General features: G+C 41.7%; 20 protein-coding genes and 1 riboswitch. Of the genes, 18 read left to right on the top strand and 2 right to left on the bottom strand.

Annotated features, from left to right (window positions below; translation table 11 throughout):
* Positions 1-78: 78 nt before the first annotated feature.
* Together H525_RS25340 and H525_RS26955 are read left to right on the top strand one after the other, a co-directional pair.
* On the top strand, positions 79-1,128 hold the full coding sequence (locus H525_RS25340) for a C39 family peptidase (RefSeq protein WP_051330789.1): 1,050 nt from the start codon (positions 79-81) through the stop codon (positions 1,126-1,128).
* Complete coding sequence (locus H525_RS26955; protein ID WP_027416312.1) at positions 1,125-1,364, top strand: hypothetical protein; 240 nt, start codon at positions 1,125-1,127, stop codon at positions 1,362-1,364. Before H525_RS25340 ends, H525_RS26955 begins: the two co-directional genes overlap by 4 nt.
* Before the next feature lie 76 nt (positions 1,365-1,440).
* Here the strand turns inward: H525_RS26955 and lgt are convergent, their stop codons facing one another.
* Positions 1,441-2,220, bottom strand: a complete 780-nt coding sequence (lgt, locus tag H525_RS0104090) for a prolipoprotein diacylglyceryl transferase (RefSeq protein WP_281172572.1) — start codon at positions 2,218-2,220, stop codon at positions 1,441-1,443.
* 241 nt (positions 2,221-2,461) lie between these two features.
* Between lgt and H525_RS0104080 the strand changes: the two genes are divergently transcribed.
* From H525_RS0104080 to H525_RS0104070, 3 genes are all read left to right on the top strand, one after another.
* Positions 2,462-2,725, top strand: coding sequence for a winged helix-turn-helix domain-containing protein (locus H525_RS0104080; protein ID WP_027415144.1), 264 nt, complete (start codon positions 2,462-2,464; stop codon positions 2,723-2,725).
* 77 nt (positions 2,726-2,802) lie between these two features.
* Complete coding sequence (locus H525_RS0104075; protein ID WP_081413216.1) at positions 2,803-3,363, top strand: TlpA family protein disulfide reductase; 561 nt, start codon at positions 2,803-2,805, stop codon at positions 3,361-3,363.
* Positions 3,360-4,061, top strand: coding sequence for a hypothetical protein (locus H525_RS0104070; RefSeq protein WP_027415142.1), 702 nt, complete (start codon positions 3,360-3,362; stop codon positions 4,059-4,061). The genes H525_RS0104075 and H525_RS0104070 overlap by 4 nt, the downstream gene beginning before the upstream one ends.
* Positions 4,062-4,067: 6 nt before the next feature.
* Here H525_RS0104070 and H525_RS0104065 read toward each other — a convergent pair whose 3' ends face one another.
* On the bottom strand, positions 4,068-4,418 hold the full coding sequence (locus H525_RS0104065) for a hypothetical protein (RefSeq protein ID WP_027415141.1): 351 nt from the start codon (positions 4,416-4,418) through the stop codon (positions 4,068-4,070).
* A 217-nt stretch (positions 4,419-4,635) separates the two neighbouring features.
* A riboswitch (cyclic di-AMP (ydaO/yuaA leader) is annotated at positions 4,636-4,760 on the top strand.
* Between the two features lie 7 nt (positions 4,761-4,767).
* On the opposite strand from H525_RS0104065, the gene H525_RS0104060 reads away from it, so the two are divergent.
* The 13 genes from H525_RS0104060 (at position 4,768) to H525_RS0104000 (ending at position 20,413) form a co-directional block, all read left to right on the top strand.
* Positions 4,768-5,244 carry a C40 family peptidase gene (locus H525_RS0104060; protein WP_245590395.1) on the top strand — a complete coding sequence of 159 codons (477 nt, stop codon included), beginning with the start codon at positions 4,768-4,770 and terminating at the stop codon, positions 5,242-5,244.
* A gap of 431 nt (positions 5,245-5,675) precedes the next feature.
* Positions 5,676-6,497, top strand: coding sequence for a DUF881 domain-containing protein (locus H525_RS25335; protein WP_051330788.1), 822 nt, complete (start codon positions 5,676-5,678; stop codon positions 6,495-6,497).
* A 224-nt stretch (positions 6,498-6,721) separates the two neighbouring features.
* On the top strand, positions 6,722-6,880 hold the full coding sequence (locus H525_RS28410; RefSeq protein ID WP_245590394.1) for an iron-containing alcohol dehydrogenase: 159 nt from the start codon (positions 6,722-6,724) through the stop codon (positions 6,878-6,880).
* A 556-nt stretch (positions 6,881-7,436) separates the two neighbouring features.
* Positions 7,437-9,131, top strand: a complete 1,695-nt coding sequence (locus H525_RS0104045) for a PucR family transcriptional regulator (RefSeq protein WP_027415139.1) — start codon at positions 7,437-7,439, stop codon at positions 9,129-9,131.
* A 179-nt stretch (positions 9,132-9,310) separates the two neighbouring features.
* On the top strand, positions 9,311-10,060 hold the full coding sequence (locus H525_RS0104040; protein ID WP_027415138.1) for an aspartate/glutamate racemase family protein: 750 nt from the start codon (positions 9,311-9,313) through the stop codon (positions 10,058-10,060).
* A 159-nt stretch (positions 10,061-10,219) separates the two neighbouring features.
* A complete protein-coding gene (locus tag H525_RS0104035; protein WP_027415137.1) occupies positions 10,220-10,972 on the top strand; it encodes an aspartate/glutamate racemase family protein in 753 nt (250 codons plus the stop codon).
* Positions 10,973-11,191: 219 nt separating this feature from the next.
* Entirely contained in the window at positions 11,192-12,547 is a 1,356-nt protein-coding gene (locus tag H525_RS0104030; RefSeq protein WP_035099884.1) for an MFS transporter, read from the top strand.
* A 210-nt stretch (positions 12,548-12,757) separates the two neighbouring features.
* Entirely contained in the window at positions 12,758-13,300 is a 543-nt protein-coding gene (locus tag H525_RS0104025) for a helix-turn-helix domain-containing protein (RefSeq protein WP_027415135.1), read from the top strand.
* Between the two features lie 50 nt (positions 13,301-13,350).
* Positions 13,351-15,393 (top strand): hydantoinase/oxoprolinase family protein, encoded by a 2,043-nt coding sequence (locus H525_RS0104020; RefSeq protein ID WP_027415134.1) that lies wholly within the window; start codon positions 13,351-13,353, stop codon positions 15,391-15,393.
* A gap of 4 nt (positions 15,394-15,397) precedes the next feature.
* A complete protein-coding gene (locus H525_RS0104015; protein ID WP_027415133.1) occupies positions 15,398-17,140 on the top strand; it encodes a hydantoinase B/oxoprolinase family protein in 1,743 nt (580 codons plus the stop codon).
* Between the two features lie 12 nt (positions 17,141-17,152).
* The gene (locus H525_RS0104010) at positions 17,153-17,488 is read left to right on the top strand and encodes a cupin domain-containing protein (protein ID WP_027415132.1); all 336 of its coding nucleotides are present in this window, start codon (positions 17,153-17,155) and stop codon (positions 17,486-17,488) included.
* Positions 17,489-17,550: 62 nt separating this feature from the next.
* Positions 17,551-18,651: a M24 family metallopeptidase gene (locus H525_RS0104005; RefSeq protein WP_027415131.1), complete on the top strand. Its 1,101-nt coding sequence runs from the start codon at positions 17,551-17,553 to the stop codon at positions 18,649-18,651.
* Positions 18,652-18,655: 4 nt separating this feature from the next.
* Complete coding sequence (locus tag H525_RS0104000; RefSeq protein WP_035099881.1) at positions 18,656-20,413, top strand: hydantoinase B/oxoprolinase family protein; 1,758 nt, start codon at positions 18,656-18,658, stop codon at positions 20,411-20,413.
* Positions 20,414-20,424: the final 11 nt, after the last annotated feature.

Below are 20,424 nucleotides of genomic sequence, written 5' to 3'. Positions count from 1 at the left end.
ATAGACATTTAACGGAGAGATGATTTCTGCTTTTATTTTTTGAAGTTGTGTAATTTAGAAATAGTAGGGGAAATGAAAGTGAAAAAGATAATGTATACATGGATTATCTTTCTTATTATGTTGTTTATTTGCTTTATAGCAGTAGCCAAGTTTTACCCTATTGTAAAGGCAGCCTTTTTATCTTCCGGCAAGAACGAGGTATTTGTAAAAAATGACAATGAACCCGAGGATAAAAAAACATTTGAAGTATACTATTATAACGACTTCCAAGGCCGGTTTAAAACTTTTGAGCAAGCTGTCTCTAACGCAAAGAAAAAGCAGCACTCATCTGTACGTAAGCGTGGTGAAGATACAGCTTTATGGAACAATTATGCCTCCTATAAGGTTTATCAAGGGAGGAGATTTTTAGGGGATTTTAAATCTTTTGCTGAATCGGTATCATATGCGAAAGGCCATACTAATACCACTGTCTATTTTAAAGAAAATCAAAATCCTGTATGGGAAAAAGAAGAAGAAAGCCGAAAGAAAATTGTAATTGATGCTCCATTGCTTTCACAGCAACCTGAACTGCCGAGAGGTTGTGAAGTTACAAGCCTGTCAATGATGCTTCAGTTTACTGGTGTAAAGGCAGATAAAATAACGTTAGCCAAGGAAGTTAAAAAGGATCTAACTGTTTATCAAGTAAGGAATGGAAGCATCTTTTTTGGAAACCCTTATGATGGCTATGTGGGAAACATGTATACCTTCTCTGAACCTGGATACGGTGTATATCATGGACCGATTGTAGATTTGGCTGAAAAGTATCTGCCTAATCAAATCATCGATATGACAGGCGCTGAGTTTACAGATCTTTTCTTTTCTTTGAAAAAAGGAAGACCTGTGTGGGTTATTGTAAACACAACTTTCGATAAACTACCTGAGAATCTTTTTGAGAAATGGGAAACCCCAAGCGGTCCCGTAAATATTACCTATAAGGAGCACTCCGTTCTGCTTACAGGATATGACGGTACATATATTTATTTTAACGATCCGCTTGCAAACATAAAAAATAGAAAAATCCCCATTATAATGTTCAAAAGAGCATGGGAACAAATGGGGAAACAGGCGGTTACCTATATTCCAAAATGAGAAAAACTCGCGGGCGTTGCCGCTCGTCCTTTTTCTGCAGGGAAGCGAAACGGCCGCTTAGTGACCGTAAGGTCGGACCGACAAAACATCCGGGTACCTCAATGATGGAGACAATTGTCGGTCTGATCGACCTTCCGGCCACACGCTCCACATCGAAAAAGCAACGTTCGGCACACTCCCGCGAGTTTTTCTCGGGTGACCCATGGAGGAAAGTATATGTTGCTTTAACACTGTAAAGCAACATATACTTTCTTTAACGGTAAAAAAGGCTTCTATTTTTTAGTTACAATAAAAAATAGAAGCCTTTATGCATTAGACTGCTTTTTTCTTAAAATTATACAGCCCTAGGGTAAGTGCAACCATAATGAGACACACGCTTGTCCACTGACCGGCTGTCCAGTGGAATAGATACCGTGGGGAATCCCCTCGTAGTATTTCCAACATGAAACGCAAAATTGAATACAAAATGATGTAGATGGATAAAAGAAAACCTTGTGGTAATTTTTTATCTTTTAACATAAACAGCAGGGCAAATATGACAAAATCGCCCTGGCCTTCCCAAACTTCTGCCGGCCACAGCGGCTTTGAACCGTACGTATCATATGCCTGTGTACCAGGAGGGTATACCAGTCCAAAGGAAGAACCCGTCGGCGAGCCGAAGGCATCACCATTAAGAAGGCAGGCGATTCTTCCAAAGCCTTGTCCCAAAACTAAGGCTGGCACAAGAAAATCAGCCATTTCAAAAAAGTTCAGCTTATGATAACGAGTATAAAAAAACATGACAATAAGCCCGCCTACTACTGCACCTAATATTGAAATACCACCATTCCATATGGCAAAAATCTCCCCGGGATGTTTTGAATAATATGGCCATTGAAAGAAGAATACATGCCATATTCTTGCACCAATAATTGCTCCAATCATGGAGTACAGTAAGAAATCCAACAAATGTTTTTCATAAACAGTATTTTTGGTTAAAACTCTTGCTATCCCATACGCCAACAAAATAGAAATTGCTACAACAACGCCGTATGATCGAACGGAAAAACCAAAAATAGTAAACAAGACCACTTTCATTTTTTGCCTCCTAATAAATTGAAATAACTTTAGTGTAGATTTGATTGTAACTAAAACATGTGAAAAAAATACGAAGAAAAATCCCTTCTCTCAACGACGTTAAGCACCTTCAAAAAATCTCCACATTTATTTCGTATTATGAAGATAGCGACCTTTTCTTTAGTTTGACTTTGTAACAGGAGGGAAAAATGGAGAGTAAAAGCATTTTGGTTGTAGATGAAGAAGCTCTGATGCGAGAAATTATTACCCTATATTTATGGAAGAGGGATATATAGTCGACGAAGCTCAAAACGGTGAAAGGTCTTTAACACGTAGAAATCAATTTTCTCAGAAAGAAAACGAGCAACAGGAAAGAATTTTTACAAGGGGGGATATACTGGATTTAATACGGAATCATAATTTTAGGGGAGATCATCGAACAGTTGATACCCATATAAAGAACTTACGTGACAAATTAACGGCTTCCGGAATTTCGGATAACGATGTGATTAAAACAGTCTGGGGAGTAGGTTATAAATGAAATGAATTTTTTGCGGATAGCTAGCAGCGGAATTGCTTATAGAAAAACGATAACTACATAGACAGAATAGGGGAAATATGATGAAGAATTTTTTAATTGTTGTGATTGTCCTCGTTTTAGCTAGCATTGCTATCTATAAAAATCAATCTCATGGAAGTAAAGCTTCTGAAGGAAAGGAATCCTATAGCAACACGGTTCCTGTAACCGAAAAAGCAGAAATTGGTTTTCGTGCGCCTACTTTTACATTAGATGGATTAGACGGAAAAAAGTATTCTGTAAAAAATCTTAATCAGCCGCTGATTATTAACTTTTGGGCTTCATGGTGTGGGCCGTGCAGGGCAGAAGCGCCGGAAATGACGAAATTATATACCCAATATAAAGATAAAATTGAAGTGTATGGTGTGAATTTAACGTCACAGGATGATTTAAACGATGTGAAAGCTTTTGTAAGTGCCTTTAACATGAAATTTCCTATTTTACTGGATAAAACCGACGCGGTTTCGAAACAATATTTAGTACAAGCAATCCCTACCACCTATTTTGTGAATAGTAAAGGTCTAATTGTTGATAAAATAGTCGGTTTGGTCGCTCCTAATGAGTTGCGTGCTAAATTTAAAAATCTGGCGGAAAAACAATGATTGGGCTGCATGAAATTTTAAAGATTGGACCTTTTATGGTCAATCGAATGTATGGAAGTGGACTTGTATCTTTTGTTATGGTTTATATCGGATTTTATTTGTTTTACCGGAACGATAAAACTGTTCGAACGAGTATAGATTCAATCCTTACCTACGTTGCTGTCATTTTCTTAGTCGTATTGAAAATGAGCCCTGTCCTGCTTTCACCGTCGTTGCTTTTCAATAACTTATCTGATATTTTGTCGATATTATTGTATACAAGCCCATCTCAAGAGGGAATGGCGCTTGCACTATTTACTGCGTTTGCGGCGTTTTTAAGGATCTCAAACAAAGAGAAAATACCCTTTCAAATGACTGCTTACAACTTGGCTTTTTTTGTTCTCGTTTTTACTATTTTCTTTTCTATCATGGTTCCATCATCAGGAGAGCTTCTAACTATTGGGGGTAGAGAATACTTTCATCCTATCCATGTGTATCGCTTTGTTCTTTCGAGCCTTCTCTTGGTTTTATTAGTCAAGAAAAGAAAAGCAAATTTCAATCCATTGTTAGGAGTCAACATATTTATTGCTTTCTGTTTAGGACAGCTTGTTATCTCTTTATTTCAACCCTCTTTCGTCACATATTTTGGACTTACGATCGGTCAATGGATGTGGATTGTTTTCTTGCTTTTTGCTTTGAGAAAAAGAGTAATACATTGAGATTTTCTATGGAATTTTACCATCTTTGGCTAATTTTTGGCCTTGTTGCCCAGGGGCAAAAATTTCACTACTCACATTTTTTAAAAAATCCCATATAAAAAACCTGATCTTTATATCGTTCTTCTTTGGAGTCTTATCCTGAACATTCCGAGCATCATTAGCAACAACGATATCCCCTGCGCAAAGCGGTGGGAAAAGCACGCACCAAAAACTAAATAAAAAATGCTGATTTAACGTAAGGATCATCTGCTGTGTGAAAGCAGAATGATTATTTTTTATGTATTTTGCCGGCTTGGCGTTCCAACTGATAATCATTAAAACTAGTAAAAGTACCACCCATAGTTTTCGAATCTTCATTTCTTGCACCGCCTCTTCTACCAGAAGTATGGTCGGCAAGTAAAAGAAAAATACATGTGTAATAAAATTCTTTCACGTAAACATCGAAACTTCTAACTTTCTTCAAACTTAAAGATTACAATGAAAATTGGGTGTTTGGCGGAGGGAGGAATGATAGAAACCACTTTATAAAAATTTCTATTTTGGCTCATGATAATAGACCAGTAATAATTAAAAAGATGAAAAGATGCCGAATTCAATATTTTGAAGCGGGGGATTCTTTTTTGGGGTGAATCTACTTAGTAGAAAGGGACCTTTCCTCTGAACCCGTCAACTAACCTCGTAGGCATGAAAGGAGTTTAATTCTAGTTTGTTTGGAAAATTCAGCAAGAAAATCGTGAAAGTAGTAGTTATGGGCTCTGTGATATTATCCGGGTTTGTTGTTCAAAATGGACAAGCTTTTGCTTCCACGAATAACAACAACATCGTTAACCAAGCAACAGGTGTGCTTGGTGTTCCTTATAAGTGGGGAGGAACCTCCAAAAAAACCGGGTTTGATTGTTCCGGGTTCCTTAATTATGTATATAAGGGCAGCAAAGTGACACTCCCCCGTACGGCATATGAAATGTTTAAAAAGGGAAACACAGTTTCTCCCTCTTCTCTTAAAGCAGGAGACTTAGTTTTTTTTAAAACCGCTGGCTATGCACCAGTCACACATGCCGGTATGTACATAGGGAATGGCAAGTTTATTCATTCCTCAAGTAGTAAAGGGGTTTCCATCAATAGTTTGAATGATCCTTACTACTGGGGAAAAAGATTTGTAGGAGCAAAACGGATACTTTTGTAATACAATAAATTTGATAAAGCCACGGGATCCTAAACTGCCATAGGATAACGTGGCTATTTTTGTGTAGTAGACAACTATGCTGCCAGGACAAATTTTCTTTATGGAAAGGGTAGACTCCTTACTTTCTTCATATATTGATTTTATAATCGATGGTATAACAAGGTAATTTTAGAGGAGTGATAAAAAGGATTTTAAAAAGCATCCAAACCGGAAATACATAAATTGATGTATGTTGAGATACAACATATAGTCCTAGGGAAGGGAATTTATAATGAAAATTACTGTTATGCTAAAATGAATCGGAGGATTCTTGACTGTTGCGATAATGGTAGGGATTTTAGGTGCTGTTGCTCTTTATCATTTAAATGGCATTACTAAATCTTATTCTGATTTAGTAAATCAAAGTAAAAAGCCATGATGAGATTGGTGAATTGGCAGCTTCTTTTACCCAAATGGCCAAAAGTCTTAAAAAATTGATTGAAATGATTGGAACGAATACAAAACGAGTGGCTGTTTTCTTAGAAGAATTAATGGCTGGTGAGGGAAGAATGAAAATTAGTAAATTGTATATCTTTTTTACCCCTGTTTTACTTCTATTGAGTTTTTTAATTACTGTTTCGATACGTAGTACCGCAGTTGTACCGCACGATAATATGTTTACTGATTCACGCAGCAGTGATTTGGATATGAAATTAAAGGTAATTAAAAAGCTTAATTTAGAAAAGGAACAGGTAGCTGAACTTGAAAAAAGATTACATTCTCTGCAGGCTGAAGTAAGTGAAAAAGAGAAAAAGCTTTCTCAAAGACAGCTTATGTCTAACTCATTAATCAATGCGCTTCAAACACTCCGGACGAAAGCAGGTCTTATTCCGGTGACAGGACAAGGAGTAATTATTACGTTGCAAGACAGCAGCAACGCACGAAATTTAAACAATATTGTTGCTGGAATTATACACGACGCAGATCTTCGCAGTTTATTGAATCAGTTAGATGTATCCGGAGCTGAAGGGATCGCAATTAATGACCAACGTTTAGTTGCCACATCTGCCCCTCGTTGTGTTGGACCGACAATTATTGTAAATCAGACTAAACTAGGCCCTCCATTTGTAATCAGGGTAATTGGGAACAAAAATATTCTATCTAAAGATTTGCAGGCCCCAGGAGGAATTATGGATAAGTTTAAAAAAAGGACATTGAATATTACTCTGGAACCATCAAATAAAGTAGAACTTCCGGGATATGTTAAGGGTTGAGGGGGGGGGAAGACTTGCAGGAAGCACTTGGTCACGTCGAGCGTTGCCAAGGATATTTAGCGGCAAGTGAGTTAAATGTGTAACTTATCTTGATGTTAATTCTGAACCAACGGATCTTCATGTTTCTGAAGCGTTGGACATTTTACTCGAAAACCGTTGTAATCTGTGTTATAGGTGGGGGAAGTTTTATTGATGCTGCAAATGGTTGATACATTGGTGATTTCATGGGTGGCAAGAGGGCAATCGAAAAGAAACCTATCCCTTTAGCCATTCCGACCACTGCTGGAATAGGTTCAGAAGTAACGAGTGTATCCGTTATTACAAATACCAAGGAAGCCATCAAGATGATGATCCGCGAAGATATCGTTGGACGCATTCGATAGCGGTAGCCCTGGTAATAATCCAAGGATTCCAACTCAGAAATTCCTAAATGATAGAGGAAGAGAAATTCCATATTCTCTTTAACTGTTCCAAATCCCCTACAAAAGTATTACGCATAGTGTCAAAATCTCTGTCCTCGGGTCTGATATTTTTAGCAGGGCTACCTTTCTGTTTTTTACGATCAGTAAAGTGAATTAGCTGAGTTCCGGCAAAGTTTTGATGTCATTGTCGTTATCACTTTGATAGAATCCCTTGCACCTACGCTTCGCTTGGAAGTGGAAGGGTTCGAAAACATGTTAAAAATCGCCATCATAAACTATTTAAAGAACACGAATTGATAATAATGCTTGCAATTTGGAAAGTCTACGAAGAACTTCCTAATGGTAACCCTTGCCGTTCACTGTTTTTCATATTTACAAAATAAATGTAAAAAATTAAACTGGTGTAAATAAAAACGATCAACTATTTACTCTTATCATACTTTAGTTTGCTAATCGCTTCTGAGTCGTGTCATAACTTTAAATAATGGGTTCGAGTCAATACAAAGGAAGTGTTGTTATGGGAATCATGGTAAAGGATATGCTACAGCTCGAACCAGTTAAAGATTTTAGAGTACTGGCGGGTCAACAGGGTTTGGACAGGAAGATTGAGAAGGTCAGTGTGCTTGAAATACCGAAGGAATTTGACCGTTTTTTTGAAGGTGGCGAGTTCGTTCTTACCACTTTCCATAGTTTGAGCCACGACCTTGAAGGTCAAGTGGAGACCATAAAAAAATTTGCCCAATCTGGTGTGGCTGCATTGGGGCTTCACCCAATGGTTACTGGTAAGATTGTCCATGAGGAATTATTAAAAGCGGCGGATCGTTACGGCCTTCCCCTGATTTTGCTACCACCCTCGATGACTTACGCCACTGTTTTTTCAACAGTATTGGGAACGATACTGAATCAGCAATCCCAAATTTTGCAGAAATCAGAAGAAATCAATCGGGAAATGACTCGTGTCATCTTGCATGGAGGGGATATAAATACAATTGCTTCCACACTTTCCGGATTGATTAAACAACCCGTACTAATCACCTCCGATATGTTTGAGGTATTGGCTGTCCGTTCAGGTAAAGATGGAGAAGAAGCTTATCTTGCGAAATACTTGGATATCCAAAAAATAGCTGAAACTATTCATTCCCGACAGTCGACATTTCCGGTGAAGCATCCCAACGGAGAAGTGGAATATTATTCAACTTGGGTCGAACACGAAAACCAAAAGGTGAAACAGGTAGTAGTTCCCGCTGGAGCGGCAAATGCTCCATTTGGATACATTATAACTTGGGAGCTTGCAGGTTCTTTGCAAGAGCTGGACCTTATTGCCTTAGCACATGCTTCTACAGCAGTTGCATTGGAGATAGCCAAAAAACGGGCCGTAACCGAAGCGGAAAAACGCCTCCGAAGCGATTTCCTAACGGAGGTGTTCGAAGGAAAATATACCCGTGAAGAGGACCTATACAGCAGAGGCCGCATGGTGGGTCTGCATCTTGCGAAGAAACACATGCTTCTCGCCGCCCGGTTTGAACAGGATCATCACACAGTTAGCGCCGCAGAAGATCCAATAGAGATTAGCCATTTGGAAAATCGAATTCACCGTGTACTAAGGCCGAAACTCGAAACCCACTGGCCTAATTGTTCCTTAGCGTTAAAAGGAGATATGGTTTTGATCTTTATTCATTTCGATCGGCTTTCAGAACGAGACCATGCAAGATATAAAGCCCGTGAACTCGCACTGGTGGTTAAAGAAACATTAGAGTCGGAGTTTGAGGCGCTAAAGGTATCCATTGGAATCGGTGACTTCTATCCGTCTCCATTAAATCTTGGTGAAAGCTACAGGGAGGCCCTCAGAGCGGTGGGCGTCGGCTGCAAAATGTTCGGTGCAGGCAGTATTACCGCCGTCCAAGACTTGGGGGTTTTTGGGATATTGGGGGAGTTATCCCAAGCAATGCTTGGGGAATTTACAACCAGTTTACTAGACAAGCTATACGAATACGATTCCAAGAATCAAACTGACTTAGTCCTAACCGTAGAGGCCTTTCTCGATGAGAAAGAAAGCTTCACTGATGTTGGGAAGCGGCTATTTATCCATCCAAATACGGTTAAGTACAGGATTGAAAAGGTACGAGAGGTCCTTGGGTTCGATCCGTTTAAAAATCCTGAACAAAGGTTGAACCTTCATTTGGCTTTAAAAGCACGGAAACTATTGTACTAAATGTGAGCTCCTATTTGTCTATAACCGACAAATAAGGAGCTTTATTTTTATCTTTGTCCTATATTCAGATTATTAGGAATGTATGAAATAATTACATGTATACGGTAATTATTAAAATAGTATCAAAATTATTGCCTAAGATTTGCCATTCGCAAATAATTTGAAAATGGAGGATCATCATGAAAAAAAAGGTATTGTGGATTAATCCTTTCCCCACCGACATATTTGATGCAACATTCAGGAACGAGTTGCAGAAAGTCAAACAGGCAGACACCATCGTCGACGTTGTTTCTTTACCTCCAGCACCCGGACCGACCCATCTAGAGTACAGCAGCTATGAGGTTATGGTCATGCCTGAATTGCTCCGTGCGGTAAAAAAAGCTGAAGAAGAAGGATATGATGCTGCCATAATTGGTTGTTTTTATGATCCTATTTTAAGGGCTGCACGTGAGGTGTCCAAAAAGATGGTGGTAACCGCTCCGGCAGAGGCATGCTTGCACATTGCCTCGACTCTTGGCGAAAACATTTCAATCGTTGTCGGCCGACGAAAATGGATACCAGAGATGAAGGAAAACGTTCACAAATATGGCTTCGGGGAAAAGTTGGCTTCGTTTAAGACCCTCGACATGGGAGTTCATGATTTTCAGAAAGACCATGCAGAAACCATGAGAAGAATTAAATATGCAGCTAGAGAAGCTGTGGAAAAAGATGGTGCTAATGTGATTGTATTAGGCTGTACAGTTGAGTTTGGTTTTTACAATGAGGTTCAGGAGGAAATTGGAGTTCCGGTGATTGATGCGAGTATTGCCCCTCTCAAATATGCGGAATTCCTGGCGGAGATTAATAATAAATTCGGATGGAGCCACAGCAAATTGGATGGATACCAATCTCCTCCGGATGATGAAGTAATATCGTGGAATCTTTTTTAATGTATAAGAATTTATAAATTCCGTTGAATTTTTTCTCAACACAGGTGAAACATGGTTACTGCCTCCGTCGAAGACTTGATGTCAGCTAAGTTTCACCTTGGAGCAGTCATAGATTGGACTATAGACTATAAAAAGAACTTTTGAAAAGAGGGTTAAAAATTGGAAAAGAAAATCTTATGGATCAATCCTGTCACCACAAATCAATTTGATGTCACATTCCAAAGTGAGTTTGAAAAAGTGAAGCAGCCGGACACGACCGTCGATGTGGTTTCTTTAACCCCTGCACCGGGACCACTTCATCTGGAATACAACAGCTATGAGGTTATGATTATGCCTGAAATCCTGAATTTAGTGAAAAGGGCAGAAGAGGAAGAGTATGACGCTGCTGTGATTGGCTGTTTTTATGACCCTATTTTAAGGGCTGCCCGGGAAGTGTCTAAAAAGATGGTAGTCACTGCTCCCGCAGAATCCAGTTTGCATATAGCTTCAACCCTTGGTGAAAGCATTTCAATAATTGTCGGCCGCCGTAAGTGGATTCCGGAAATGAAGGAAAATGTTCACAAATACGGGTTTGCGGATAGGCTGGCATCCTTCAAGTCGCTTGATATGGGTGTACATGATTTCCAGAAAAACCATGAGGAAACTACAAAAAGAATGAGACTCGCTGCGAGGGAAGCTGTAGAAAAAGATGGTGCGAATGTTATCGTTTTAGGTTGCACGATTGAATTTGGTTTCTACCGTACGATTCAGGAAGAGCTTGGGGTTCCGGTTATTGATGCAAGTCTCGCTCCGCTTAAATACGCAGAGTTCTTGGTAGAGATCAATAAAAAATTCGGATGGGGCCATAGCAAGTTAGATGGGTACCAGTCTCCACCAGATGATGAGGTCAATGCTTGGAGACTATTTAAATAGGTATATTGACGATCAATAGATCTTTGCAATGGAGACAGTTTTTATGGTTTTATCAAAATTCCATTCATAAACTTGTGGTTCCAATCAATTGTGCTGTGTCGAAATACTTGAGGATTTGTGATCCAATGTGAGAACAAATGGTATAGTAGTGAATTTTGTGCGAGCGTTTTATCGAACAACGTATATACAACACATTATGATCAAAATAGGGGGACCTTTATGAGCTTAAATCCTTCAGCACAGATATCTGAAAATTCTGGTTCTAAACAAAAATCAGTTCAAGTCGGTGAAGTGTTCGAAAAAATGCCAGTTACAAGCCAGCATTGGAAAGCAGGGTTGGCATTGTTCTTCTCCTTCGTAATTGAAGCTTGGGAAATGATGGTGATCATCCTAGCAAGTGGGTCCATAGGAAATGAGTTTAAATTGGATGGAGCGCAAATCGGTTCACTGATCGGTTCTATTTTCATTGGCGCTATTCCGGGGTGTATTGTCTGGGGGGAATTGGTCGATAAGCTGGGCCGGAAAAAATCAATGATTTACAGCCTAATATTGTACGGAATTATCTCTTTTATCAGCTCGTTCTCAGTAAATTATGACATGCTTTGGTGGTCAAGGTTCTTCTCAGGAGTCGTTCTTTCTGGTCTAATCGTGGCAGCATTTCCTTTCTTCGAAGAATTGCTGCCTGTTAGAGTCCGGGGGAAAGCGACGGTCTATCTTGCTAGTGGTTGGCCGGTCGGAACCTTAATCGCAATCGGCGTCACTTATTTTTGTTCCGATCTTGGCTGGCGTTGGATTCTCGGAATCAGCTCGCTTGCCGGTTTCTGGTTCTTGGTTATTGCCATGTTGGTCCCGGAATCCCCATATTGGCTAGCCGGTAAAGGTCGACAATCACAGGCGAAAGAAGTTCTTCACAGGCTATCAGAAGGTAAGATGAAAGAGGAAATGGAGGACGTTGAGCTTGTTGTCGACAATGTAAAAGAAGGCTCCTTCATGGAGATATTCAAGGGAAAATTCCTGAGACCAACGGTTCTGCAAATTATCATTAATTTCTGCTTCTCCTGGGGATATTGGGCTTTATCCTCCTGGATGCCGGTTCTATTGGCTAAAAAAGGCCTCAGCACTCCTCAGGGTTTGGGATTTATGGCTATTTCGGCCGTGTTTATGTTCCCAGGTTACATGGCATCGTCTTACTTGACCGGAAAGTTCGGCCGTAAAAAAGTGATGTTTACATTCGTGCTTATGGCTGCTATCGGTGGTTTTGGGTTTGCATCATCCAACAGCATGGCAGAAATGTATATCTGGAATTTTATTCTCTCTTTCTTTAGCTTGGGAGCATGGGGGGTATGGGATACTTGGATGGGCGAGCTCTATCCTACAGAAATTCGCGGGGTCAGTTATTCGATAGGATCTAGCGCACAGCGTTTAGCAAATGCCATTGCTCCAAGTGTCATTGGTGCTTTGCTGGCAGCAAACTCTAGCTTCATGTCTACTGTATCCTTCATTTCAGTATTCTTGGTTATCACGTTCATTGCCGTGTTGTTTTTGAGGGAAATGGAAGGCGAGATTTTACACTAATTGGCAAAAAATATGTTTAGTGTGAAGATAGCCCTTATGACCAAGTTGTAAGGGTTATGAAAGATTTAGTTAGTGAAGATTAAAATTACGATCATACCATAATTTTTTTAAAAAAATCTGGTATGATCGTAATTTATAAATTAATAATTAAATAATTACGATATATAATAAAAATACAAAAAAATAATTTATAATCAAATAGGAGTTAATATGGAAGAGATTTACAAAAAAATTAAAGATCTGCGTAAAAAAAATGATATGACATTGAAAGATCTGAGTGAAAAAACAGGATTATCGGTCAGTTTTCTGTCACAAGTCGAACGTGGGTCCACGTCATTAGCCATCACTTCACTGAAGAAAATCGCAGATGCCTTTAAGGTTCCAATTACCGAATTTTTTGATAATGAAAGTAATCAGAATTTTATCGTCAAGAAGGAAAGCCAAAAACCTTTTAAAATTGAAGGGTCGAGCGCAGAATACACTCGTCTGGCAGGAAATTTTTCCAGTAGGGCTCTGGAACCGATTATCGTCTCAGTATCACCGGGGTTAGTTGAAGACAATGTATTCAGTCATCCTGGTGAGGAATTCTATTATGTTTTGGAAGGTGCGGTCATTTTTAATGTGGATGGAAAAGAGTATTTAGTGAAAGCCGGGGATTCGCTCCATTTTCCTTCCCAATTGCCGCATTATTGGTCCAACCCACTTAATCAAAATTCCAAGATTCTTTGCGTGTTAACACCGGTTATCTTTTAAAATAACCGGGTTCACATAACTTTTATCAAACATAAGGAAAGGTGGTTTTTATGCGCGTAGCAACTGATATTGGAGGAACATTCACAGACCTTGTCTATTTGGATGAAAATGGAAACATCGGGACCGCAAAAAGCGACACTACACCTCCTAACTTCGAACAAGGGGTCATAGATGTCATAAAGAAAAGCAATATTACTCCTGAAGCCATTAATACTTTCATACATGGAACTACTGTTATTATTAATGCTTTAACCGAACGTAAAGGAGTAAAAACCGGATTGATCACTACTAAGGGTTTCCGTGACGTGCTCGAAATTGCGCGCGGGAATCGCCCCGACTTGTTCAATGTCCGCTATGAAAAGCCGACCCCATTTGTTCCTCGCTATCTCCGCCAAGAAGTGAGTGAACGCTTAAATTATAAGGGAGAGGTAATATCTGAATTAGCAATAGAGGAAGTCAAAGCAGCAGTTGAACAATTGCGAAGTGAAGGAGTGGATGCCATTGCCGTATCCTTCCTCCATGCTTATGCCAATCCTTCTCATGAAAAGAAAGCTGTGGAGATGATTAAACAAGTTTGGCCGGAAGTTGCTGTTACTGCTTCCCATGAAGTAACGAAAGAATGGCGTGAATACGAACGTACTAGCACCTCGGTATTAAATTCTTATGTAAAACCAATCGCATCATCTTATATCGATAAATTGGATAAGCATCTTCAAGAAATTGGGGTAGCAGGAAACAAATACATTATGCAATCTAATTCTGGAACTACCACGTTTGAACAATCCAAAGAAACCCCCATTAATATGGTAGAATCCGGTCCAGTAGCAGGTATATTCGGTTCAGCCATTCTTGGAAAAATTATCGGAGAAGAAAATATAATCGCATTTGATATTGGCGGAACGACAGCGAAATGCTCCTTGATTGAAAAAGGGGAGGTAAAAGTTACGACCGAATATAAAATTGAAAAAGATGACCGTAATGCCGGATATCCGATTAAAGTTCCGGTGGTGGACATCGTTGAAATCGGGAACGGCGGAGGGTCGATTGCATGGATCGATGAAGCCGGCTCACTAAAAGTCGGGCCTCAATCTGCCGGTGCGATGCCTGGTCCTGTAGCTTATGGCCGTGGCGGGGAAAATCCTACGACTACGGATGCCAACCTCGTAACGGGCAGATTATCGCCAAAAAATTTCCAAAATACCGTTAATATGGATTCGGTAAAACAAGCGATTCAAGAAAAAGTTGCCCAACATTTTAACATCTCCGTAGAAGACGCTGCTCTTGGCATCATTAGGATTGCCAATTCTAACATGCTTAATGCATTGAAGTTGATTTCTGTCCGAAAAGGCTATGATCCCCGTGAGTTCTCCTTAGTTGCATTCGGTGGAGGAGGTCCGATGCATGCTTTGGCTCTTGCTAAGGAACTCGGGGTGAAGAAGGTTATCATTCCGATTGCTGCGTCAGTGTTCTCTGCATGGGGCATGTTAATGACTGATCTCCGTCATGACTATATTCAAACGTATATTCGCCGTATGAACAACTTGAGCCTAGATGAACTGAACGGCGAATGGAATCGGTTAGAGGATGGGGCTATTGGCCAATTTGCTCAAGAGGGAATCACCCAAGACAAAGTATTATTTGCACGTTATGCCGATATCCGTTATGTCGGACAGGAGCATGCCGTTAAAGTTCCGGTACCGAATGGTGTTATGGGCTCTGCTACCATCGATGAAGTGGTCCGCCGTTTTCATGATCTGCATGAACAGCACTATACATTTAAATTGGAAGGGGCCCCTACGGAAATTGTGAACCTTCATTTGACCGCATTCGGTGTGGTACAAAAGCCGCAAATAGCACGCCTGCAAAATGTAGGTGACAATGCCGTACAAGCGTTAAAAGAAGTGCGCAAGGTCTTATTCGAAGATAATGGATGGCTGGATACAAACGTTTATTCCAGAGAGATTCTAAATGCGGGCAGCTCCATCCAAGGACCGGCCATTGTCGAAGAACAATCCTCTTCAACCGTTGTTTATCCGGGACAAAGTCTAGTCGTAGACGAGTACGGCAACCTAATCATAAATACGGGGGTGTAACGAAATGATCGATACAAAGGTGAAATATGACCAATTCACACTCGAGATTGTAAAAGATTCGCTGGTTGCAATTGGGGAAGAAATGTTCCATACATTAGCACGGACTTCAATGAGTCCTATCATCTATGAAGTGCTTGACTTCGCTAGTGGACTAACCGATTCAAAGGGCCAACTTCTAACCCAAGGTAACGGGGTTACCGGTTTTATCGGAATGCTAACCTTTATGGTAAAGGAAACCCTTCGAAAATTTGGAAATGATGGAGACTTGAAGCCCGGCGATATTATTATCATCAATGATCCTTATGGTGGAGGGGGATCGCATTTATCCGATGTTGGCCTGGTCATGCCCATCTTCCATGAAGGTGAATTGGTGGCTTTCTCCGCCAACAAGGCTCACTGGACAGAGGTTGGAGGAAAAGATCCTGGTTCATGGACTACTGATTCCACGGAAATTTTCCAGGAAGGTCTTCAGTTCCCTTGTGTGAAGCTATTTAATGAAGGAAAAATCAATCAGGCCCTGGTAGATCTGACAGCAGCCAATGTGCGCTTCCCGGACTTATCCCTTGGGGATATGTGGGCTCAAGTAGCAGCTCTTAAGACTGGTGAAAAGCGCTTCCGTGAACTGTGTGATAAGTATTCGAAGAAAGTCGTAATGGATTCCATTGATCATTTGTTAAACCATGGTGAACAATTGGCACTTAAAGAAATTACCAAACTACCGAAGGGCACATTTGAAGCAATGGATTTCATTGACGATGACGGCATTGGAAACGGGCCCTTCAAGGTACAGGTTAAGGTTACGATCACTGATGATGAATTTATCTGCGACTTCCGTGGAAGTCATCCGCAAGTATTGGGTCCGGTGAACTGTTCGTACACGGCATTGGTATCCGCGGTTCGCACCATTTTCATGGCTGTCACGAACCCATCACAAGATGCGAATGATGGAGTATTTCGACCATTGAAGATCATTGCTGATGAGCGTTCCATTTTCTCTGCGGAACGTCCGGCTGCGGTATCGACTTATTGGGAAACGATGCTGTACGGAGCTGACCTAGTGTGGAAAGCACTCGCACCAGTTGTTCCTCACCGCTTAAACGCTGGACACCTGTTATCCGTTTGTGGCGTGGTTCTCTCTGGTATTCATCAGGATTCAGGCGAACCGTTCCTGATTGTTGAGCCATCCGTTGGGGGTTGGGGTGCAGGGGAAGGTTTGGACGGAGCAGCAGGGCAATTCTGCATTGGCGACGGTGAAACGTATAACGTGCCAGTGGAAGTAGCGGAAACACGCTACGGCGTGATGATCGATGAATACAGTCTCCGTACGGACGGTGCCGGTGGCGGGGAAAATCGCGGAGGTTCCGGAAGTATCCGATCTTACCGTGCGATGACGGACGGGCAAACAATTACTGCTACATTCGGGCGTCATAAATATCTTCCATGGGGCTTTAACGGCGGACTTGATGGATCCCGCAACGAATTTGAAATTGTCAAAGCAAATGGGGAAGTTGCCGGCCCATTCGGGAAGTATGCCCGTTTCCCGCTCAATAAAGGCGATGTGGTTCGTTTGATTACCGCAACTGGCGGAGGGTACGGGAATCCCCTTCAGCGTCCGGTTGACAAGGTATCCTTGGATGCTAAAAATGGTTATATTTCTGTAGAACAAGCCAAGGATATCTATGGGGTGATTTTGAATCCAAATACATTTGAGGTGGAAGGCGTTTCGCCAGAACGCCAATTGGTGTAAAGGGGGAAAGACATGATAATAGTGAGTACTGATTCAGTAAAAGCAGATGATCGTCCCATTGTTTCATTAAAGACATTGTTTACGGACGAACATATTGCTGGAGGCAATGCCAAATTTGGCGTGATAACCATCCCTCCTGAAGGAAGGGTTCCATTAAATGGAACAGGGAGTCATGATGAGGATGAGTATTCTATCGTCATAAAAGGGTCCATCCTATCGGGAACTGGCGATCAAGAATATCGTATGAAGTCGGGAGATGCATCCCTTATCCCTGCTGGAGAAGCCCACTGGGCTTACAATGACGGGGAAGAGGATTGCGAAATCGTTTGGGTGCTAGTAAAACGATAAATCATGAGTGGGGTTGTCTCGAGGCAGCCCCACTCATTCCTTAAAGGGAGGAACGAAACGGGATGAGCGTATATTTACAAAGAATGAAAAATGCACAAGAGATACTAGGCAAGAATGGATGGGAAGCGGTGATTGTTTCTTCTCCGGCGAATTTTTTCTATTTTACAGGTACATGGCTGGATTCTCATGAACGGCTTCAGGCCGTAGTCATTCCAAAAACCGGGCCCTCATCCATAGTGATTCATGAAATGTCGAGGGAAGATATCTCACCCTTGGACGGAGTGGAATTGGTTTTTTGGAAGGACGGTGACCCAGAAGTAGATATTCTTGCAAGCCTTTTACCGCAACAAGGTATGATTTCTATTGATAATCAGTGGCCAAGTGAAAAACTGATTGACCTCATGTCCATCCGTACAGAACTATCGTTTGTGAAAGGTACCCCATTGATCGGAGCTCTCCGCGTAAGAAAAGATGCAACAGAGATCGACCTTTTGCGCAAGTCGGGAGCCATTGCCGATCAAGTGATTGGGAAAGTGATTTCCATCGCCAAACCAGGGATGAAGGAAATGGATCTGGTAAAGGAGATTAAAAGGCTTTTCCATGAAAAGGGCGTAGAGCAAATGTCATTTAATCCCATAATCGGTTCTGGAGCCAACGGAGCGATTCCCCATCACCAGTCTGATGACACGGTAATTTTAAACGGGGATATGGTTGTGATTGATATGGGTGGAATCAAGGATCACTACTGCTCGGACATGACGCGCACGATCGTGATGGGGGAACCAACGGAAGAAATGGCTAAGGTGTATGAAGTTGTACGCAGAGCGCAGGACGAAGCCGTCCAAGCGATCCGGCCCGGAGTTTCACTCAAACACATTGATCGAGTGGCCCGAAACATCATTTCGGAAGCCGGCTATGGGGAGTTCTTCACTCATCGCACCGGCCATGGTTTAGGGATTGAAGTTCACGAGGAACCCTACCTGACTTCAAACAATGAACAGCTTCTGGAGGAAGGGATGGTAGTCAGCGTAGAACCGGGTATCTATTTGAGCGGAAAGTTTGGCGTAAGAATTGAGGATATTGTCGTTGTTACTGCGGATGGTGCGGAGAGGTTGAATCATTATCCACGCGAACTGGTTCGTGCTGGAAAGTTGGGGGTGTAAAGAAATGATTGAAACGGAAGTACTACGTAAACGTGACCAATTTACACTCGAAATCGTAAAAGATTCCTTGATTGCCATCGGCGAAGAGATGTTTCATACGCTGGCAAGGACATCCATGAGTCCCATTATTTATGAAGTACTTGACTTTGCGAGTGGTCTAACCGATGCCAAAGGCCAACTTCTCACCCAGGGAAACGGAGTCACCGGGTTTATTGGCATGTTAACCTTTATGGTCAAACAAGCTCTTGAGAAATTCGGAAAAGAAGGCGAACTTAAGCCCGGCGATATCATCATCATCAATGATCCTTACGGTGGCGGCGGTTCTCACTTGTCGGATGTAGGGCTTTTGATGCCGATCTTTTATGAAGGAGAACTAGTGGCTTTCTCTGCAAACAAAGCTCACTGGACGGAAGTAGGGGGTAAAGATCCAGGCTCATGGACCACAGATTCCACGGAAATCTACCAGGAGGGTCTACAATTCCCTTGTGTGAAGCTATTTAATGAAGGAAAAATCAATCAGGCCTTAGTGGATCTAACGGCATCCAATGTGCGTTTTCCCGATTTATCCCTTGGAGATATGTGGGCTCAAGTAGCGGCTCTTCGAACCGGTGAGAAGCGATTCCTTGAACTTTGTGAAAAATACAGCAAAACAGTCGTGTTGGATTCGATTGATCATCTGTTAAGTCATGGTGAACAATTGGCGATTAAAGAAATTTCCAAACTACCGAAAGGGACATATGAAGCAAAGGACTTTATCGATGACGACGGTGTGGGAAATGGACCTTTCCCCGTACAAGTCAAGGTGACAATCACTGATGATGAGTTCATCTGTGACTTCCGCGGCAGCCACCCGCAAGTATTAGGTCCGGTGAATTGTTCCTACACTGGCTTGGTATCAGCGGCACGCACTATTTTCTTAGCGGTAACGAATCCTTCTCAAGACGTCAACGACGGAGTGTTCCGCCCATTAAAAGTCATTGTTGACGAGCGTTCCATTTTCTCTGCCGAGCGTCCCGCTGCCGTATCGACCTATTGGGAAACGACTCTTTACGGTGCTGACCTGGTGTGGAAAGCTCTGGCACCTGCAGTCCCTCAACGTTTGAACGCCGGACATTTTTTGTCTGTGTGCGGAGTGGTGCTATGCGGTATTCATCCAGATACAAACGAACCTTTCTTGACTGTGGAGCCTACTGCTGGCGGTTGGGGAGCCGGTAATGGCTTGGACGGGGCAGCAGGACAATTCTGTGTGTTTGACGGTGAAACATATAACGTACCAGTGGAAGTAGCTGAAACTCGTTATGGGATTTTAATTGATGAATACAGTCTTCGCACGGACGGCGCCGGTGGTGGGGAATATCGCGGCGGTTCGGGATGTATCCGTTCTTATCGCGCGCTATCTGATGGTCAAACGGTAACAGCTACTTTCGGTCGCCATAAATTCCTTCCATGGGGCATTAACGGTGGATATGACGGATCCCGCAACGAATTTGAAATCGTAAAAACAAACGGAGAAGTCGCTGGGCCATTTGGTAAATATGCGCGTTTTCCGCTGCGTAAAGGGGAGGTAGTACGATTGATTACCGGAACAGGCGGAGGATACGGCAATCCACTTCATCGCCCAGTCGATAAAGTATCCTTGGATGCCAAAAATGGCTATATTTCAGTGAAACAGGCGAAAGAAATCTATGGAGTCATTTTGGATCCACATACATTTAACATGGTAGGGGTTACGCATGCACGGCAAAAAGAGGACAGTGAATAATAAAATCCTCC

Origin of the sequence: Aneurinibacillus terranovensis DSM 18919 (assembly GCF_000430625.1) — a bacterium.
Classification (GTDB): Bacteria; Bacillota; Bacilli; order Aneurinibacillales; family Aneurinibacillaceae; genus Aneurinibacillus_B; species Aneurinibacillus_B terranovensis.
Note: the sequence above shows the minus strand (reverse complement) of the source record. Positions and strands in the feature narration are given on the sequence as shown.

Excerpts from the sequence above, each read along its gene's own strand:
- H525_RS26955 (WP_027416312.1), top strand. The coding sequence starts at position 1,125 with ATGAGAAAAACTCGCGGGCGTTGCCGCTCGTCCTTTTTCTGCAGGGAA.
- H525_RS0104080 (WP_027415144.1), top strand. The coding sequence starts at position 2,462 with ATGGAAGAGGGATATATAGTCGACGAAGCTCAAAACGGTGAAAGGTCT.
- H525_RS0104075 (WP_081413216.1), top strand. The coding sequence starts at position 2,803 with ATGATGAAGAATTTTTTAATTGTTGTGATTGTCCTCGTTTTAGCTAGC.
- H525_RS0104070 (WP_027415142.1), top strand. The coding sequence starts at position 3,360 with ATGATTGGGCTGCATGAAATTTTAAAGATTGGACCTTTTATGGTCAAT.
- H525_RS0104065 (WP_027415141.1), bottom strand. The coding sequence starts at position 4,418 with ATGAAGATTCGAAAACTATGGGTGGTACTTTTACTAGTTTTAATGATT.
- H525_RS28410 (WP_245590394.1), top strand. The coding sequence starts at position 6,722 with ATGGGTGGCAAGAGGGCAATCGAAAAGAAACCTATCCCTTTAGCCATT.
- H525_RS0104045 (WP_027415139.1), top strand. The coding sequence starts at position 7,437 with ATGGGAATCATGGTAAAGGATATGCTACAGCTCGAACCAGTTAAAGAT.
- H525_RS0104040 (WP_027415138.1), top strand. The coding sequence starts at position 9,311 with ATGAAAAAAAAGGTATTGTGGATTAATCCTTTCCCCACCGACATATTT.
- H525_RS0104030 (WP_035099884.1), top strand. The coding sequence starts at position 11,192 with ATGAGCTTAAATCCTTCAGCACAGATATCTGAAAATTCTGGTTCTAAA.
- H525_RS0104025 (WP_027415135.1), top strand. The coding sequence starts at position 12,758 with ATGGAAGAGATTTACAAAAAAATTAAAGATCTGCGTAAAAAAAATGAT.
- H525_RS0104020 (WP_027415134.1), top strand. The coding sequence starts at position 13,351 with ATGCGCGTAGCAACTGATATTGGAGGAACATTCACAGACCTTGTCTAT.
- H525_RS0104015 (WP_027415133.1), top strand. The coding sequence starts at position 15,398 with ATGATCGATACAAAGGTGAAATATGACCAATTCACACTCGAGATTGTA.
- H525_RS0104010 (WP_027415132.1), top strand. The coding sequence starts at position 17,153 with ATGATAATAGTGAGTACTGATTCAGTAAAAGCAGATGATCGTCCCATT.
- H525_RS0104005 (WP_027415131.1), top strand. The coding sequence starts at position 17,551 with ATGAGCGTATATTTACAAAGAATGAAAAATGCACAAGAGATACTAGGC.
- H525_RS0104000 (WP_035099881.1), top strand. The coding sequence starts at position 18,656 with ATGATTGAAACGGAAGTACTACGTAAACGTGACCAATTTACACTCGAA.